Annotated in this window: 19 protein-coding genes; all 19 read left to right on the top strand. The window is 32.8% G+C overall.

The window, feature by feature from the left end; genetic code table 11:
* The first annotated feature begins 452 nt into the window (after positions 1-452).
* On the top strand, positions 453-1190 hold the full coding sequence (locus tag ACTCDL_RS00370; RefSeq protein WP_463173219.1) for a hypothetical protein: 738 nt from the start codon (positions 453-455) through the stop codon (positions 1188-1190).
* A gap of 501 nt (positions 1191-1691) precedes the next feature.
* Positions 1692-2333, top strand: coding sequence for a hypothetical protein (locus tag ACTCDL_RS00365; protein ID WP_463173217.1), 642 nt, complete (start codon positions 1692-1694; stop codon positions 2331-2333).
* Positions 2334-2859: 526 nt separating this feature from the next.
* Complete coding sequence (gene fba / locus ACTCDL_RS00360; protein WP_463173216.1) at positions 2860-3714, top strand: class II fructose-1,6-bisphosphate aldolase; 855 nt, start codon at positions 2860-2862, stop codon at positions 3712-3714.
* A gap of 174 nt (positions 3715-3888) precedes the next feature.
* The gene (gene glpX / locus ACTCDL_RS00355; RefSeq protein ID WP_463173214.1) at positions 3889-4875 is read left to right on the top strand and encodes a class II fructose-bisphosphatase; all 987 of its coding nucleotides are present in this window, start codon (positions 3889-3891) and stop codon (positions 4873-4875) included.
* A gap of 91 nt (positions 4876-4966) precedes the next feature.
* Complete coding sequence (locus ACTCDL_RS00350) at positions 4967-5977, top strand: sodium:calcium antiporter (RefSeq protein WP_463173212.1); 1011 nt, start codon at positions 4967-4969, stop codon at positions 5975-5977.
* 17 nt (positions 5978-5994) lie between these two features.
* Positions 5995-7239 carry a transcription termination factor Rho gene (rho, locus tag ACTCDL_RS00345; RefSeq protein WP_463173210.1) on the top strand — a complete coding sequence of 415 codons (1245 nt, stop codon included), beginning with the start codon at positions 5995-5997 and terminating at the stop codon, positions 7237-7239.
* 68 nt (positions 7240-7307) lie between these two features.
* Positions 7308-8153, top strand: a complete 846-nt coding sequence (locus ACTCDL_RS00340) for a peptidoglycan DD-metalloendopeptidase family protein (protein WP_463173209.1) — start codon at positions 7308-7310, stop codon at positions 8151-8153.
* 90 nt (positions 8154-8243) lie between these two features.
* Positions 8244-8447 carry a 50S ribosomal protein L31 gene (rpmE, locus tag ACTCDL_RS00335; protein WP_068719578.1) on the top strand — a complete coding sequence of 68 codons (204 nt, stop codon included), beginning with the start codon at positions 8244-8246 and terminating at the stop codon, positions 8445-8447.
* A gap of 245 nt (positions 8448-8692) precedes the next feature.
* Complete coding sequence (locus tag ACTCDL_RS00330) at positions 8693-9565, top strand: DUF1385 domain-containing protein (protein WP_463173208.1); 873 nt, start codon at positions 8693-8695, stop codon at positions 9563-9565.
* A gap of 234 nt (positions 9566-9799) precedes the next feature.
* Complete coding sequence (gene prfA, locus ACTCDL_RS00325) at positions 9800-10876, top strand: peptide chain release factor 1 (protein WP_463173206.1); 1077 nt, start codon at positions 9800-9802, stop codon at positions 10874-10876.
* A gap of 1 nt (position 10877) precedes the next feature.
* Entirely contained in the window at positions 10878-11735 is an 858-nt protein-coding gene (prmC, locus tag ACTCDL_RS00320; RefSeq protein ID WP_463173205.1) for a peptide chain release factor N(5)-glutamine methyltransferase, read from the top strand.
* 291 nt (positions 11736-12026) lie between these two features.
* Positions 12027-13070 carry an L-threonylcarbamoyladenylate synthase gene (locus ACTCDL_RS00315; protein WP_463173203.1) on the top strand — a complete coding sequence of 348 codons (1044 nt, stop codon included), beginning with the start codon at positions 12027-12029 and terminating at the stop codon, positions 13068-13070.
* Positions 13071-13223: 153 nt separating this feature from the next.
* Positions 13224-13781: a manganese efflux pump MntP gene (locus ACTCDL_RS00310; protein ID WP_463173253.1), complete on the top strand. Its 558-nt coding sequence runs from the start codon at positions 13224-13226 to the stop codon at positions 13779-13781.
* A gap of 35 nt (positions 13782-13816) precedes the next feature.
* The gene (locus ACTCDL_RS00305) at positions 13817-14506 is read left to right on the top strand and encodes a low molecular weight protein arginine phosphatase (protein ID WP_463173202.1); all 690 of its coding nucleotides are present in this window, start codon (positions 13817-13819) and stop codon (positions 14504-14506) included.
* A 184-nt stretch (positions 14507-14690) separates the two neighbouring features.
* The gene (rpiB, locus tag ACTCDL_RS00300; protein ID WP_463173200.1) at positions 14691-15128 is read left to right on the top strand and encodes a ribose 5-phosphate isomerase B; all 438 of its coding nucleotides are present in this window, start codon (positions 14691-14693) and stop codon (positions 15126-15128) included.
* 14 nt (positions 15129-15142) lie between these two features.
* On the top strand, positions 15143-16381 hold the full coding sequence (locus ACTCDL_RS00295; protein WP_463173198.1) for a serine hydroxymethyltransferase: 1239 nt from the start codon (positions 15143-15145) through the stop codon (positions 16379-16381).
* A gap of 12 nt (positions 16382-16393) precedes the next feature.
* Positions 16394-17023 carry a uracil phosphoribosyltransferase gene (upp, locus tag ACTCDL_RS00290; RefSeq protein ID WP_463173197.1) on the top strand — a complete coding sequence of 210 codons (630 nt, stop codon included), beginning with the start codon at positions 16394-16396 and terminating at the stop codon, positions 17021-17023.
* Positions 17024-17272: 249 nt separating this feature from the next.
* Positions 17273-17713 carry a deoxycytidylate deaminase gene (locus ACTCDL_RS00285; protein WP_463173196.1) on the top strand — a complete coding sequence of 147 codons (441 nt, stop codon included), beginning with the start codon at positions 17273-17275 and terminating at the stop codon, positions 17711-17713.
* Between the two features lie 376 nt (positions 17714-18089).
* Entirely contained in the window at positions 18090-19103 is a 1014-nt protein-coding gene (locus ACTCDL_RS00280) for a glycosyltransferase family 4 protein (protein WP_463173195.1), read from the top strand.
* Positions 19104-19428 lie beyond the last annotated feature (325 nt).

Genomic DNA, 19428 nt, shown 5'->3' with positions numbered 1-19428 from the left:
AAACTAAATTAGGTCTTAAAAATGTTTTGAATTAAATTTGCATAAATTAGTGAGATTCGTTGCTAAAAATTGTTTTGAATTATTTTTAAGGCTTTGAGTAGAAGACTGGGCGATAGCCTATTTTTTTGTTATACTATCAAATCTATCGTTAAGTTCTCTAAATATATAAATTTAAAATAAAATTTTATAGGTATATTGTGATACTTTCGTATTAGTGTGAGTTATGAGTGTTAGTGTGTGTGAAGTGCCTTTCTATTGGGGGTTACTCATACTCACACACACTCACACTGATATTTAAAAGTGTCGCACTATCTCTATAAAGATACATTTAAATTATACAGAAACTATTCGTTACTTGTCACTGTCCGGTAAATAAATTTATTTTCTCACGTATATCTGTGGAATAATATGTCAATAATATTACTAACAAAAGATATATGGAGGAGATAATTATGAAAAAAGCTATATTAATTTTAATTATATTGTTAAATGTTCTTATTTTAAATGAACATGTTGAGGCTAAAGAGATAACTGGACAGGTAATAGCGGTAAATGCAAAACAAGATACTATATTGCTAAAGTGTAATGATAATAGTGTAAAAGAGTACAAAGTTAAGCTAAATGCAGATATTTCTTTAAATAATAGAGAAGTATCTTTATTAGCTTTAAGACCAATTACTCCTGATACTTTTCAATATGCCAAAGTTAACTTAGATAGTTCTGAAGAAATATTGTCTATAGCAAGTTTTTATAGTGTAGTTGATATTAAGGTTAAAAAGATTAACGAGGATTCAATTACTTTACAGAATTTAGATACTGATAAAGAGATTACTTATTCCTTGGATTCCAATATAGAATTACTACGAAATAATTTTGCAGCTAACTTATCTGAATTGAGAGTTGGTGATAAAGGAATAGCTATTTTTGGTGTTGGGAATAAGCTAAATAAATTGGTTTTATATCACTATGAAGTCAGTGGTATGTTAGCAGATATAGATTATCAAAATTGTAGCATTACCATTAATTTAGGTACTAGATTAAAACCTTCGTTAAAGACTTATACTTTGAGTAAAGCTACAAAGATAATCACTACAGCAGGGGAGACTAGGTTAGATTCATTAAAGGATTACAACTGGATTAAATTAGAGGTAGATCAAGATATAAAGACTATAGTAGCAAGAAAGCTCTAAAGTATGAATAAGATTAAAGATTATTCCACGATTTTTGTGAAAAATTAGATTGATAATTAATAATGAAATGCAAGAAATCGGTTATTAGAAATCTGGAATTAGTATAATTTACAGGTTTTTGACTCTTGATTCCAGATTCTAGATTATTAAAATTGTGTCCTTATAACTAGTGTTAATCACAAAGCTGGTTGTTGAACTATATAAGTTGAACTAATGTTTTTCTTTAAAGAATCAAAAAATCTTTTTTGCAACGAATTAACACGAATTACACGAATAAAAGGCCAAAAGAATAAATTAATAGTTTAGAATTTTCTTTGTTTTAAATTCGCTATATTCGTTGCTAAATAAGTTAATTATTGATTTTTAATTAATGAAATTATTTAATTCAATCTATATAGATTAAAATATTGTTGGATAATATTTTTAATCTATTAAAAGGATTTTGCTATCTTGGTAGAGAATATTTATCAAGGAAGGAGTGGAAAGGAGGGGGAGCCAATAATGTTACTTCAATGTAATGCTACTCTGGCCTGGAGATGTCCTCTTTGCGGAGAATTAGAATTAAATCGAATCAGTATATTTGATTTTTCTGGAAAAAATAGATTAGAAATAAAATGTGGTTGTGGATATACTAAATTAGTATTTGGGAAGAGTAGTTCTAAAAAATATTGGTTAGAATATATTTGTGTAGTTTGTGAGTCTACACATAGGGTCTCTTATACCCAAGGGCAATTTTGGACAAATAGAGTCAAAAAGATTAAATGTTTGGATAACGGAGCTGAATTAGGATATTTAGGCCCCTATGATGATGTAAAGAGATTGGCTGAGCAAGAGGAAGAATGTTTAAAGTTAATGATAGATAAATTGGGGTTTGAAGATTATTTTAGTAATCCCGAAATAATGTTATCTGTCTTAAATGAGCTACATGATATTGCAGAAGCTAATGGTCTAGTCTGTCAATGTGGAAGTTCAGATATTGATATAGATATGTTACCTCGTGAAATAAGATTAACTTGTAATAGGTGTCATGGTGTGACTAGAATAAGTGCAGAGACTAAAGAAGATTTAGCTTTTTTAAGAAAGATAAAGCAGATTAAAATTTTAGAAGGTGTGGTAAGTGCTTTAGAAGGAATAAATTTATAATAGATAGTTCATCTGCTTGCAATAACAGAAATTAATTTTAAAAATATAGATAATTGAGAAGAAAGAATTGATCTTTTAGATTTTTATTAGCTTAACTTGTTCTGCTAGTATAAGAACTAATACAATATAGTTATATTACGACACTTTGTTTATTAGGTAGACAGATGGGTAGGTGGTTAGGAACTGCCTAACCACCTACCCATCCAACCCCTAACTACCAATTTGATATATTTTTAATTATTGTTTGACTCTATACTCATTATAAGTCATAATATAAGAGAAGAGTATACACTATATTGGGTTATTTTACATAAGACATTTATTTAGAAGAGGATATACTAAATGTTGTTACTATTTTTATTAGAAATATTATAAATACATACTAGTTTATAATGGTTATTAGATTCAATATTCTTTATAAAGGTTACTTCTTCAAAAAATGTCGAAAAAACTGAAACTAAAGAAGGATTTTAATTCTTCTTTATGGAATAATAAGTATTGAAAATTTTAAGGAGGTTATAAGATTATGGCATTAGTATCAATGACTGATATGTTAAACAAAGCAAAAGAAGAGAAGTATGCAGTAGGACAGTTTAATATCAATAACTTGGAGTGGACTCAAGCTATTTTAGAGGCTTGTGAAGCTAAGAAATCACCTGTTATTTTAGGTGTATCTGAAGGTGCTGGACGCTACATGGGTGGATTCCACACAGTAGCAAGTATGGTAAAGGCTCTATTAGAAGATATGGATATTACTATTCCAGTTGCACTTCACTTAGACCATGGAACAAGTTTTGAAAGCTGTAAAGCAGCGATTGATGCTGGATTTACATCTGTTATGATTGATGCATCTCATCATCCATTGGAAGAGAACATTGCTACTACTAAGAAGGTAGTTGACTATGCACATGCAAATGGTGCATCTGTTGAAGCTGAATTAGGTACTGTAGGTGGAGAAGAAGACGGTATCGTTGGAGGAATTAAATATGCTGATCCTCAAGAATGTAAAGAGCTAGTTGAAAAAACTGGTATCGATGCATTAGCACCAGCATTAGGTTCTGTTCATGGACCATATCAAGGAGAGCCTGATTTAGGCTTTGATGAAATGGAAGAAATTAGAAGTCTTGCTGATATTCCTCAAGTATTACATGGAGGAACTGGTATTCCAACTGCTGATATTGAAAAAGCAATTAGCTGTGGAACTTGTAAAATCAATGTAAACACTGAATTCCAACAAGCATGGACAAAGATTGTACGTGAAGTAATTGCAAATGACACAAAAGTATATGATCCACGTAAAATCATTGGACCAGGTAAAGCTGGAATTGTTGAAGCTGCTAAAGAGAAGATTGATACTTTTGGTAGTGCTAATAAAGCTTAATTTAGAAAATAATATACTATTTTTTCAAAAAGGTGCAGAATTTGTTCTGCCCCTTTTTTCTGTTTAAAATAATAAAAGTTATACGTCTAATGTATATAATTTTATATTATTTGAATTAGATGGTATTTTATAAATTAATTAATAAATTATCAATAATAAGGGGGATAATATATTATGCAAAGAGAATTAGCAATTGAATTTGTTAGGGTGACAGAAGCAGCAGCTATTGCTTCAGCAAGATGGATGGGTAGAGGTGATAAAGATTCAGCAGACCAAGCAGCAGTAGATGCAATGAGAGGAATGTTTGATACTATAGATATAGATGGAGAGGTAGTAATTGGAGAGGGAGAGATTGACGAGGCTCCTATGTTATATATTGGTGAGAAGATTGGAACTAGAGATGGAGAAGTTCCTAAAGTTGATATAGCAGTAGATCCTTTAGAAGGAACTACAATTATTGCAGAAGGTCGTCCTAATGCTTTGTCAGTTTTAGCAGTAGCTTCCCATGGCTCTCTTTTACATGCTCCAGATATGTATATGGATAAGATTGCTGTAGGTTCAGAAGCTAAAGGAGCTATTAATATTGATAGTTCTGTAGAAGAGAATGTTAAGTCTGTGGCTAAAGCTAAAGGTAAGGCAGTTGAGGATATTACTGTGGTAATTTTGGACAAGCCTCGTCATCGCAAAGAAGATGGATTAATAGATCAGGTAAGAAGAGTGGGAGCTAGAATTAAATTAATCAAAGATGGAGATGTAGCGGGTGCTCTAGCTACAGCATTACCAGAGACTGGGGTAGACATAATGATGGGAATTGGTGGTGCTCCAGAGGGTGTATTAGCAGCTGCTGGATTGAAATGTATAGGTGGAGATATGCAGGCTAGATTGATTCCAAGAAATGATGAGGAGATAGAACGAGCTAAGGAGATGGGAATCGAGGATGTGAATGTAGCTTTAAGATTAGAGGATTTGGCTGCTGGTGATGAGATTATCTTTTCAGCTACTGGAGTTACTGATGGTGAGATGTTAGAAGGTGTTAGATTCCAAGGGAATAAGGCTATTACACATTCTTTAGTTATGAGATCTAAGACAGGAACTATGAGGTTAGTTGAAGCAGTTCATTGTTTAGACCAAAAGCCTTTACCTTTCGGTCAGGAATTTTAATTGACTGATTGGTAGAGAAAATGATATAATTAATGGTGAATTTCTTAGATAATGAAAAACAGTAACTTATTGACAAATAGGAGGAGTAGAGTTGTTAGAATTGTGGATTATCTTTTTGATATCAGCAACAGTTATAATAATTGCTGGAACTAAATTATCAGATTATGGTGATGTTATTGCTGATAAAACAGGCTTAGGGCAAGCCTTAGTAGGGAGTATTTTAGTAGCAGGTGCCACTTCCCTACCAGAGATGGTTAGTAGTGGTACAGCCTCTTTGATAGGTGCTCCTGATATTGCAATAGGAAATGTTTTTGGAAGTAATACATTTAATTTAATGATTTTAGCTTTGGTTGATTTAATCCATGGAGCAGGTCCATTTATGCTTAGAGTGCATTCTAAACATATTTTATCTGCTTTATTAGGGATGTTATTAGCAGGATTTGCTACTTTATTTATCTTAATCAATAATTTAAGTAATTTCCATGTAGAAATATTTGGAGTAGGTTTAGGTGCTATTATAATCTTTTTAACTTATATTATTGGAGCACGTCTGATATATCGCTATGAAAAGAAGAATAAGTTAGAAAGTGAAGCAGAGGAAGAATTGACAGATAGTGATACATCTTTAAAGAAGGCTATAATGGGTTTTGCAATTGCAGCTGTCTTTATAATAATTTCTGGTATATATCTGTCATCTTCAGCCGATAAAATCGCTAAAATAAGTGGTCTTGATGCAACTTTTATGGGAAGCATTTTGGTAGCTGCAGCAACTTCATTACCTGAAGTAGTTGCTTCTATATCAGCAATTAGAATCAATGCTTATGATATTGCAGTAGGAAATGTCTTTGGAAGTAATATATTTAATATGGTAATTATTTTAGTTGCAGATATCTTCTATAAAGATGGTTCTGTATTAGCTGGTGTATCTTTAAACCATACTATAACAGCTGTCTTAGGGTTAATATTGAGTGGGATTGCAGTAATTGGTCTCTTCTATCGTTCTAAAAAGACTTTCTTAACGGTAGGTTGGGATTCTATTGCAATAACAACAGTTTATCTTTTTGGAGTATATATACTTTTTAAATTGGGAATTAATTTTTAGAGAGGGAGTTATTCTTAATGAATATTACTGAGTTGGAAGGGAAGACTATAACAGAGTTATACGAAATTGCAAAAACTTTAAAAATCACTGGTTACACTAGATTAAAGAAAAAAGAATTAATCTTTGAAATATTGAAGGCTGAAACTGAGAAAGGAGGATTAATCTTTGCTGAAGGGGTACTAGAAATACTACCAGATGGATATGGATTTTTAAGACCATCTAAGTATGTGCCTAGTACAGATGATATCTACATATCAGCATCTCAAATACGTCGTTTTGATTTAAGAAATGGAGATGTTGTTTCTGGGCAGGTGCGCCAGCCTAAAGAGAATGAACGTTATTTTGCCTTACTTAGAATAGAAGCTGTTAATTATCAAAATCCTGAATTAGCTCAACAACGACCCCATTTTGAAGATTTGACTCCTTTATATCCACAGAAGAGAATAACTTTAGAGCATGATCCTAGTGAAATTTCTAGTCGCCTAATAGATTTAATAGCTCCAATTGGGATGGGACAACGGGGGTTAATTGTTGCTCCACCAAAAGCAGGAAAGACTGTATTGTTAAAGAAGATAGCCAATAGTATAACAGCTAACTTTCCAGAATCTAAATTGATGATTCTATTAATAGACGAACGTCCTGAAGAGGTTACTGATATGCGACGATCTGTTGATGCAGAAGTAATCTGTTCGACCTTCGATGAGCCACCTCAAAACCATATTAATGTATCAGAGTTGGTCTTAGAAAAAGCTAAAAGATTGGTAGAGCAGAAACAAAATGTTATCATTTTATTAGATAGTATCACTAGATTAGCTAGAGCTTATAATGTTACTATTCCATCAAGTGGTCGTACTTTATCAGGGGGTCTAGACCCAACAGCACTTCATAAACCAAAAAGATTCTTTGGAGCAGCAAGAAATATCGAAGAAGGTGGAAGCCTGACTATATTGGCTACTGCTTTGGTAGAGACAGGAAGTAGAATGGATGATGTGATTTATGAAGAGTTTAAAGGTACAGGAAATATGGAGCTCCATTTAAGTCGTAGTCTAGCACAGAAAAGATTATTTCCTGCAATCGATGTTAATCTTTCAGGTACTAGAAAGGAAGAGCTATTGTTATCAGAGGCAGAACTTGATACAATGTGGAAGATAAGGCGAAATATGAATAATAATCCGACTGAGATTATTGATTCTTTCATCAAACAATTAAAAGCAAGTAAGAATAATAAGGCAATGTTAAAGTCTTTACAGAAAATATTTTAAATCTTAGATTTGTGATAACTAGTAGTTCTATAATTATAGCTACTTGAGATAATTTTAGAGGTGAAAAAATGAAGAAAATTATAGTTGTTATCAGTTTATTATTGCTGATAGCACCACTGCCAGATGTTGAGGCCAGAATGAACTTAGATTCAAATTTTAATAGGGTTAACAATCATTTAGCTCTTTTTAAATATGAGGTAGAGGTAGGGGATACGCTCTGGAAGATAAGTAAGAAATTTAGTGTTGACTTATCTCTTCTTATGAATTTTAATCCTAATCTTGCTAATAAGAATATAATTGTAGTTGGACAAAAGTTGAACATTCCGCGTGGTAACGTTATCATTCATAAGATAAAATCTGGTGAGACCCTTTGGAGTATTGCGCAAAGGTATAATGTCAGTAGTTATGAGTTGGTTAAAATCAACAACATAGCACACTCAAATTTGATTCAAGTTGGTGAAGCATTAATTATTCCAATTAATAATAGTGATGGTGATTCTTCTAGAAAAAAGTATTATTCAAAAACTAATATTAATAATCAAAATAGTACTTTTATTTGGCCAACAAAATATAGAAGAATTACTTCTCCTTTTGGTAGACGGTGGGGGAGAATCCATAAAGGCATAGACATTGCTGCTCCCAAAGGTTCTTTAGTCAGGGCTGCAAGAAGTGGTGTAGTAACACAGAGTAGATATTTATCTGGTTATGGTAAGGCTATTTATATTGATCATGGAAATGGGATTTCTACTCGTTATGCCCATAATTCTAGATTGTTAGTAAGAGCAGGAGATAAGGTTTATCAAGGACAGATAATTGCTTATTCTGGTAGCACTGGTCGAAGCACGGGACCTCATTTACACTTTGAAATTAGAATTAAGGATAGAGCTATAAATCCATTGAGTTATTTAGATTAGGTTGCAATAGTTTTTTAACTGTGTTATAATGTAAAAGTTGAAATATTGACCGAGTACTTATTAAGATGACAAAGGAAAGAGGTGAGCAAAATGAAAAAAGAAATCCATCCAGAATATACAGATGCAACTATAACATGTGCTTGTGGAGAAGTTTTTGAAACTAAAACTACAACAGGTGACATGAAGGTGGAGATTTGTTCCAACTGTCATCCATTCTATACAGGTAAGCAGAAGACATCTGCTAAAGGTGGAAGAATCGCAAGATTCAAAGAGAAATATGGAATTGGCGAATAATAAAGGTAGCAGGGCTATATGCTCTGCTATTTTTTATATTCAATACAATTAATCTAATTATTTTTTCTTAAAGAAGTAGTATATAAATGTTAACTTCGGCTTAGCTTATTGACTAATAAATATTAGTTTTTTGCAGTGAGCTTACAATTATAGTCCCTTATTTAATCTAACTTTCAAATTAATCAATAAAATGATAGAATTATAGTTAGAGAATTAAAAACTCAGTATAGGAGGGAGATAGATAGATGTCTAAAACTCAATATGGTGGTCAGGCTGTTATTGAAGGGGTTATGATGAGAGGTAAGAATAACGTAGCTATAGCAGTCCGTAAAGAAGATGGACAGATAGTCTTAGATAGAAGAAAACTGAAAGTATTAAGTGATAGGTTTAAATTCTTAAAATGGCCAATTATTAGAGGTGTTGTGGCCTTGTTTCAATCATTAGTTTTAGGTTTGCAGGCTTTGACCTTTTCTGCAAATCAGTTTAGTGAAGAGGAAGAAGAATTAAACTTTTGGGAGTTAATAAGTTCCATGGGTGTTTCTTTTGGTTTAGCAATTGGACTTTTTGTGGCATTACCAGCATTATTGGTCTCATTTTTACAGAATAATATTACTTCGGTTTTATTATTGAATTTAAGTGAAGGTATTATTAAAATTTCTTTCTTTTTGATATATATATTAGCGATATCTCGGTTAGAGGATATCAAGAGGGTCTTCCAATACCATGGAGCAGAGCATAAAGTAATTCATAATTATGAATCTAAGTTACCTTTGACTGCCGAGAATGCTCAGAGTTTCTCTACTCTTCATCCAAGATGTGGAACTAATTTCTTATTGATTGTAATGATGATGAGTGTACTTTTATTTTCGTTTTTTGGAAAGCCAACTTTGATTAATAGAATTTTAATTCATATCGCTTTATTACCTATTGTAGCTGGTCTCTCTTATGAACTAATTAAGCAAGCAGGGAAGAAGAAGGCAAATAGATTATTTAAATTAGTAGCTTTACCTGGTCTATATTTACAAAAGTTAACTACTAGGGAACCATCTTTAGATCAATTAGAAGTTGCTATTAAATCTTTAGAGACAGTATTAGAGGAAGAACGGGAAGTAGCTTAGATTAAATTTTTGTGATAGAAGAAGATGTTTTAGGAAGTAGTAGAATAGGGGAATATTGCGACACTTTGGCGTCGGGAATCAGGAATCTGGAACCAGTGTTTATAAGTGATTCCTGACTACTGATTCCAGATTCCTAAAAGTGTCACAATCACTCTATTGTTTTACTTCACTTCAATAATATTTATGGTATAATAAGATAGAATTTGTATTGAAATGTATTAAGGAGGTTTATTGATGAAGAATTGGATTGATAAATTAGAAGGTGTTGTTAAACGTTATAAAGATATAGAGAAGTTATTAAGTGATCCAGAAGTTATTAGTGACCAAGAGAAGTTCCAGAAATTATCTATGGAATATGCTGATTTGAGAGATATAGTTGAGAAATATAGAGAATATAAAGAGTTAGAAGCAAATGCAAAAGAAGCAGAAGAGGTCTTAGAGATTGCTGATGATGAAGAGATGATTGAATTGGCTAAGATGCAGTTAGATGAAGCACAACCAAGAATGGAAAAATTAGAAGAAAAATTACCGTTGATGTTAATTCCTAAAGACCCTAATGATGAGAAGAATGTTATTGTTGAGATACGTGGTGGTGCTGGTGGTGATGAGGCAAATATCTTTGCAGGTGATTTATATAGAATGTATAGTCGCTATGCTGAAAGAGCAGGTTGGAAGACTGAAGTAATGAGCTCTAGTCCTTCTGAGATGGGAGGATATAAAGAGATTGTATTTATGATTGAAGGTAAGGGAGCTTATAGTCGTCTAAAATATGAAAGTGGGGTTCACAGAGTGCAAAGAGTACCTAATACAGAGTCTAGTGGGCGTATTCATACATCTACTTCTACAGTTGCAGTGCTACCAGAGGCAGAAGATGTAGATATTGATATTAATGCAAATGATTTAAAGATTGATACTTATCGTTCTAGTGGACCAGGTGGTCAGAGTGTTAATACAACCGATTCTGCTGTTAGAATTACTCATTTACCTACTGGATTAGTAGTATCCTGCCAGGATGAAAAATCACAGCATAAAAATAGAGATAAGGCTATGAGAATTCTTAGAGCAAGATTGCAGGAGAAGATAGAAGCAGAGCAACAAGCTGAAGTTGCTGAAGCAAGAAAGAGCCAAGTTGGTACTGGTGATAGAAGTGAAAGGATTAGAACATATAACTTCCCTCAAGGAAGGGTAACTGATCATAGAATTAACTTAACAATGCACCAGTTAGATGCTATTTTAGATGGTGACTTAAATGAAGTGATTGAAGCCTTAACTACAGCAGACCAAATAGAAAAATTGAAGCTGGTGGACTAAATTGGAACTTCTAACGGTTAAGGAGATACTAGATAGAACTGTTAAACATTTTCAAAAGTATGAGATTACTAGTGCTCGTTTAGATGCTGAGATCTTATTATCAGAAGTATTGGATATGGAAAGAATAAATCTTTATGTCAATTTTGATAAACCTTTAACTAAAGCTGAAGTAGATAAATATCGTCAGTTTGTAATTGCTCGTAGTAAAGGTACTCCTGTTGCTTATATTCTTGGCAAACAAGAGTTTATGTCTTTAGATTTCAAGGTTAATGATGCTACTTTAATTCCTCGACCAGAGACAGAGCATTTAGTAGAGATTGTTTTAGATAAGATTAAAGATACTGACTTAGATAGAATTAAGGTTGTTGATATAGGGACAGGAAGTGGAGCTATTATAGTCAGTTTGATAAAGTTAGCACAAAAAGAGATAGAAGCAATAGCTATTGATATATCTGCTGATGCTTTAGAAGTAGCTAAAGAGAATGCTGATAACCATGAACTCTTAGATAGGATAGATTTTAGATTAGGTAGTTTATTAGAACCGGTTGGTGAACAAGTAGATATTATAGTCTCTAATCCTCCATATATTCCTACAGCAGATATAGATGATTTACAACGGGAAGTTAAAAATGAACCTATAACTGCTTTAGATGGTGGCAAAGATGGATTGGATTTTTATCGAGAGATTATTAAGCAATCGGTAAACAGGTTGAATATAGGTGGATTTATTGCTTTTGAAGTAGGAGTTAATCAAGCTGAAGATATAGCTACTTTATTAAAGGGTAATAGCTTTGATAATATAGAGGTAATTAAAGATTATGCTGGAATTGAGCGTGTAGTTTTAGCTAAGAAAAAGTAGGCTTTAAAGCCTACTTTTTCTATGTTAACAAAGGAAATTATAAGAGGTGGTTTATAGAATAATTCCAGAGCTATTGGGTAATAGTAATTATAATCTAATCCCTCTTAACAAATCTTATAAAATATTATATACTATATAACAACTGAAAAAAATTTCAGTTGTTATAGTATCAGAAATTAGTGTTCAGTGTGAGTAAGTTCAAAGTATTTAAAAACTAAATGTTTTAGGTGGTCTGGACTTCGCTCATACTCACACTGATACTATATATAAGTAGAAAGAGGGTATATTATAATGAGAAGTATTAAAGGAACTAATCTCTTTTCAAAAGAAGAGATTAAAGAGGCAACAGAATTATTAAGAGAGGGAAAGTTAGTAGCTTTTCCTACTGAAACGGTGTATGGTTTAGGTGCTAATGCCCTTGATGAAAAAGCAGTAAGCTCTATTTTTACTGCTAAAGGGAGACCATCAGATAATCCTTTAATTATACATATTGGGCAAGAGAAAGATATAGAGAATTTAATAAGTGGAAGAGTACCTCAGTTTGCCCAAAAATTAATGAATAAGTTTTGGCCAGGACCCTTAACACTTATTCTGCCAAAGTCTAAGAAGGTTCCAAAGATTACTACAGGGGGATTAAATACAGTAGCAGTTAGAATGCCAAACCATCCTATAGCACTAGAATTAATCAAAGAAGCAGGATTGCCTCTAGCAGCACCGAGTGCTAATTTATCTGGTAAACCTAGTCCTACTCTAGTTGAACATGTTATTGAAGATTTGGCTGGTAGAGTAGCTGGAATTATAGATGGGGGACAGACTGGTCTAGGAGTAGAATCAACAGTGATTGATTTATCTAGAGAAGTACCTATCTTACTAAGGCCTGGGGGAGTGACCTATGAACAACTGTTAGAAGAACTAGGTCAAGTGGATATAGACCCTGCAGTTAAGAGTAAATTGGCAGATGAGTCTAAAGTAGCAATCTCTCCAGGAATGAAGTATAGACATTATGCTCCTCAAGCAGAGGTCATATTAATCGAAGGTGAAGAAGATAAGATTAAAGAAAAGATTGAAGAGTTGATAAGTTCAGATAAAGGTAAAAAAATTGGAGTAATGGTAAGTAAAGAACTGGCAGATGATTACTTAGGTGCTAATATTAAAATTATGGGTAGTAAAGAGAATCTAATAGAGATTAGTCAGAGTATTTTTAAGTTATTACGAGAATTTGATGAAGAAGGAATTGAGAAGATTTTCATAGAAGGCCTTCAATTAGAAGGCTTGGGCTTAGCAATTATGAATAGATTGAGAAAGTCAGCAGCTTATCAGATTATTGAAGTCTGATTGCTGATAGCTATTAATTATTATGGTTATCATTGTATAGGGTTTTAGTAACTAATACTTAAATTTAGATATAACTTCTTTCCAAGTAGAATATATATATAATGTTTTTGCTTATATATTGTCTTCTTAATGGGGAGGGTTATAGTGAATATCATGGAGGTAATTACTTTGGGGGTGGCTTTAGGGACAGATGCTTTTTCTGTTTCTGTAGCCATTGGTACAAAAAGATTGAGGTTATTATTATTATTAAAACTTAGCTTGGTTATAGGGATATTTCATATTATTATGCCTTTACTAGGGGTAGAATTAGGACTCTTTTTACATGATTTTTTTGGCAATTATTATTTTGAAAATACTATAGATAAGATTACTACAACCATTGGTTCGGGAGTATTGATGATTTTGGGTATGATAATGATTTATGAAAATCTTAAAGATGGTGGAGAGGATAGTAGTTTTGATTTATATGGCTGGTCTTTGATTATTTTGGCTTTAAGTGTCAGTATTGATGCTTTATCTGTTGGGTTTAGTTTAGGTATGTTAGATGCAAATATATTTTTTAGCTGTCTGATTTTAGGAGGTGTTGCTACTGCAATGGTTATCTGTGGCTTAACCTTGGGTGATAAGATAGGTAGTTTAGCCAGTGGTAATGCTGAAATTTTAGGAGGGATTGTGTTAATTTTATTAGGAATCCATTTTCTCTTATCATAACAGTGAAATTTATTATTTAATAGGGAGGTGATCTTTTGAAGAAGACTATCTTGTTAGTATGTACTGGAAATACCTGTAGAAGCAGTATGGCAGAAGTTTTACTTAAGGACTTATTAACTAGCTCTGGTAATGATAATTATAAGGTTAAATCAGCAGGTATATCTGCCTTTGAAGGTGGAGGGGCAGCCCAGCAGGCAATTAGGGTTATGCAAGAGGAAGGAATAGACCTGAGTAATCATCAAACTACATTATTATCAAAGGAGTTGGCAAAAGAAGCCGATCTGATTTTAACAATGACTCAAAGGCATAAACTAATTATTTTAGATGACTATCCTGAGTTTAGAGAGAAGGTTTATACATTAAAGGAGTATGCAGCTAGAATTGAAGATATTGAGAGTGAGACCAAGCAAATAGAAGAGTTACATCAGATAATAGATAGAAAAAGAGAAGAGTTTATTCTTGAGTATCAAGAAGAGATTGAAAATTTAGAGAATAGAAGAGAAGAGCTACTTAATGAACTTGAGAGTATAGACGGAAGAATTAGTGAATTGGAAGATGATTTAAATCAAAGAGTTTTAACTGAAAAAAGAGAGTTGGCTAGATTGAGAGATGAAGTAGGTAATTTAGATGTTTCTGATCCCTTTGGACAACCCCTTTCAATTTATAGAGATTGTGCCCAAGAGATAAAAGCTGAATTGAAGAAGATTGTCGAAAATTTAGATTAATAAGCAGGATAATAATATCAATTAGAGAATAGTTTAAAGAGTTGATAGTTGAAAGTTGATAATTGATAGTTAATAAAATAATATTAAATTTGAGATTAAGCCTAAAAGTAAATATGAGATATTTGTTAATTTAACTATCAACTATACATTATCAACTATAAACTATATAATTGGAGGTATAGAAATGAAGATAGCATTAGGTAGTGATCACGGAGGAATAAATTTAAAGGGTAAAATTAAAGAGCTATTAGATCAAAAGGGAATAGAGTATCATGATTTTGGACCAGATAGTACTGATTCTGTAGATTATCCTGATTTTGCTAAAGAGGTAGCTTATAGTGTAGCTAATGGAGAATATGATAGAGGGATTTTGATCTGTGGAACTGGAATTGGCATGTCAATTGCAGCCAACAAGGTAAAAGGAATTAGAGCTGCTTTATGCCATGATGTATTTTCGGCTAAGGCAACTAGATTACATAATAATTCTAATATCTTAACTATGGGAGAGAGAGTTGTTGGTAGTGAGTTAGCTTTAGAGATTGCTAGAACTTGGTTAGATACTGAGTTTGAAGGTGGAAGACATCAAAGAAGGATTGATAAGATTAGTCAATTAGAAGATTAGAGGAGAGTGAACTAATGAAGAATTTAATGAAGACTGACCCTGAATTATTTGAAGTAATCAAACAAGAAGAGAGTAGGCAGAAGGGGAATTTGGAGTTAATTGCTTCAGAGAACTTCGTTAGTGAAGCAGTTTTAGAGGCTATGGGTACGGTGTTAACTAACAAGTATGCTGAAGGGTATCCAGATAAGAGATATTATGGTGGTTGTGAGTATGTTGATATTGCTGAAAAATTGGCTATCAAGCGAGCAAAGAAGTTATTTGGAGCAGAACATGCTAATGTGCAACCACATTCTGGTTCTCAAGCCAATGCTGCTGTTTATTTTGCACTATTAGAGCCAGGAGATACTGTCTTAGGAATGGACTTGACCCATGGTGGTCATTTAACCCATGGTAGTCCTGTTAATATGTCAGGTAATTACTATAATTTTGTTCCTTATGGAGTAAGTCAAGATGATGAAAGAATCGATTATGATTTATTGAGGGAATTGGCATTAGAGCATAAACCTAAGATGATTGTAGCTGGTGCAAGTGCTTACTCAAGGGAGATAGATTTCAAAAAAATTAGAGAGATAGCTGATGAGCTAGGAGCTTATTTAATGGTTGATATGGCTCACATTGCAGGATTAGTAGCAGCAGGGTTACACCAAAACCCAGTAGAGTATGCCCAGATAGTAACTACTACTACCCATAAAACTCTACGTGGACCTCGTGGTGGGATGATTTTATGTAAAGAGGAGTTTGCTAAGAAGATTGATAAGGCAATCTTTCCTGGTATTCAGGGTGGACCTTTGATGCATATTATTGCTGCTAAGGCTGTTTGTTTCAAAGAGGCATTGAGTGCTGAGTTTAAAGAGTATCAAAAACAGGTTGTAAAGAATGCACAGGTCTTAGCTAAAGCCTTAAGTCAGGAGTTTAGAATAGTCTCTGGTGGTACTGATAATCATTTAATGTTAGTAGATTTAACTGAGCATGATATTACTGGAAAAGAAGCAGAGCATACATTAGATGAAGTAAGTATTACTGTGAATAAGAATACAATTCCTTTTGAAACTAGAAGCCCTTTTGTGACAAGTGGAATTCGTATAGGAACTCCATCTTTAACAACTAGAGGTATGAAGGAAGAAGAGATGAAAAGAGTAGCGAAGATGATTACTAAATTATTATTAAATATTGATAATGAAGAGATTAAAGCCGAAGTAAGAAGAGAAGTTGAGGAGCTGGTTGAAGAATATCCGTTATTACATCAAAAATAGGAGGAATTTTTAATGAGCAAAGTACATATTATTGATCATCCATTAATTCAACACAAATTGACACATTTAAGGAAAGAAGAGACTGGACCTAAAGAATTTAGAGAGTTAGCTAATGAGATTGCAACTTTAATGGCTTATGAAGTAACTAGAGACTTGCCTCTAGAAGATGTTACAATTAAGACTCCAGTTATGGAGACAACTGCCAAGGTGATAGCTGGAAAGAAATTAGCTGTTGTACCTATCTTAAGAGCAGGGTTAGGAATGGTTGATGGTATGTTCAATTTAATCCCAGCAGCTAAGGTGGGACATATTGGGCTATATCGTGATCCTGAGACTTTAGAGCCAGTTGAATACTATTGTAAGATGCCAACTGATATTGGATCAAGAGAGTTAATTGTAGTGGATCCAATGTTAGCAACAGGTGGTTCAGCAGCTGCAGCAATTCAGTTTGTTAAAGATAGAGGTGCTGAAAGTATCAAGTTCATGTGTTTAGTAGCTGCTCCAGAGGGAGTTAAAAAGCTACAGGAAGTACACCCAGATGTAGAGATATATACTGCTGCTTTAGATGATAGATTAAACGACCATGCTTATATCGAGCCAGGTTTAGGAGATGCAGGAGATAGATTGTTTGGAACTAAGTAATTATATTCATCCAACTTCATAATTAAATTTAAATTAGGGTAAAGTTGGATGAAAGTAACGAGTGACGAGTAATCAGTAAAACCAAACTTTTAGCCCCTCTTAATTTTAAGAAGAGAATTATTTTGTAAATTAATATTTTTTATAAGGACACGGCATGCTGTGTCCTTATATTTAATTTATGATTAGTAGGGAACTGTTGCAACCGTTCCCTACACAGAATATTAGCGATTATAAAAGAGAGGTGAAATTATGCGTCCATCATGGGATAATTATTTTATGGAGATGACTGAAGTTGTAGCTAAACGTTCAACCTGCCTAAGAAGAAAGGTTGGAGCATTGATTGTCAAAGATAAGCGTGTTCTTGCGACAGGATATAATGGGGCACCTAGTGGCTTAAAACATTGTGAAGAGACAGGTTGCTTACGTGAGCAGAATAATGTTCCTTCAGGAGAGCGCCATGAATTATGTCGAGGACTTCATGCAGAACAGAATGCTATTATTCAGGCTGCTTTACATGGGAGCTCGATTAATGGGGCAATACTGTACTGTACTCATCAGCCATGTATTTTATGTACTAAGATGATTATCAATGCAGGCATCAAACGGGTGGTATTTAAAGGAGCTTACCCAGATAAATTGGCTTCAGAGATGATGACTGAAGCAGGAATTGAAATAGAAGAGATTAATTAATTTTCCATAAATTTATAATTGAAAGCTGAGCTAAAATTTCATAGAATAAGGGTAGACTTGATTAATAGCAAAAGTTTTAGGCTTAGTTTTAGAGATAAGGGGCATAGATTAATTTATGCCTCTCTTTTAATGTTGTTTTAAAACTATATTAACGTATTATGTTAGTAGAATATTGGTTAATGGGGTTATTGGGACACTTTCGTGTTAGTGTGAGTTATGAGTGTGAGAGTGTGTGAAGTGCTGTTCTATTAGGGTTTACTCACACACCAACTCACACTGATATTTAAAAGTGTCGCATTATCTCTATATTATATCAGTTACTTTTTAATAATGAAGCCATTATATTATAAATATAAATTAGAGAGGGGTGGATAATATGTTCATTTATCCATTACTAGTAGCATTATTGATTAGCTATTTAATGGTTCCTCAAGTGAAGTGTTTAGCCTTTAGTTTAGGAGCAGTAGATAAGCCTAACAAGCGTAGAATTAATATTAAACCTATTCCTAGTTTGGGAGGGATTGCTATCTATTTGGGCGTATTATTTGCCCTAATCTTGACAGGATTTAGCTCTGAATTTTTAGGAATCATTGTTAGTGGGACTTTAATTGTTATTTTAGGTATTTTAGATGACTTGTATGAGTTATCTGCAATTGTGAAATTATTAGGTCAGATTGTAGTGGGATTAGTATTGATTGGATTTGGAACTAAAATTGAATTTATTAGTAATCCTTTTGGTGGTATCTACTATTTAGGATTATTAGGAGTACCAATGACATTAATCTGGATTGTAGGTGTGATGAATATTATTAATTTAATTGATGGTATGGATGGGTTGGCAGGAGGAGTTACAGTAATTGCTACAGCAACTTTGGCTATCTTTGCATATCAGCAAGGGCAAGTCTTAACTGTTATTCTTGCTGTATCAGTTATTGGAGCTACTTTAGGATTTTTAAAGTACAATTTCAATCCTGCTGAAATATTTATGGGAGATACAGGAAGTATGTTTTTAGGTTTTATGCTAGGGACAGTTTCAATAGTGGGGAGTTTAAAGAGTGTAACTGCTATAACACTATTAATTCCTGTATTAGCTCTAGGTGTTCCTATCTTGGATACTTTATTTGCTATTTTACGCCGTAAATTAAGTGGACAGCCCATCTTTAAAGCTGATAAAGGTCATTTACACCACAAATTATTAGAATTAGGATTAAGTCAAATTCAAGCTGTTACAATAATTTATTTAGTTAGTATTTTTTTAGGGATGATTGCTATTGGTATTAGTCAGGCTGATTTAAATCAATTGATATTTTTGATATCTAGTTCTATAGGATTTATTTTATTAGGAGTTATTAAATTGGGAGTATTTGATATAAAGAAGATATCTATATAATTTTAGTTAACTAGTTATCAATCATCTTTAGAATTATTAATTAAATATTATTTTTTAATCTAGGTGCTATTAAGTACCTAGATTTTTTATAAGGTATTGCTGATATTTTTATAGATAAAATATTTCATCTGAATCAATATTGATATTATAAATAATCTTGACATTTATGCCATAATTATTTATAATAAGATAATAAAACTGACTGGTCAGTTTTATTATCTTATTATTTCAATGCAGGTTAATTTAAGTAATTATTATAATTGTTAGATTTTTTACCATTTAACATCAAAATAATATGAAGTAGCTAGAAAATAGTGTTATTTCT

The organism is Orenia sp., assembly GCF_055140805.1.
The sequence above is the reverse complement of the archived record's forward strand: the minus strand, read 5'-3'. Positions and strand labels throughout refer to the sequence as shown.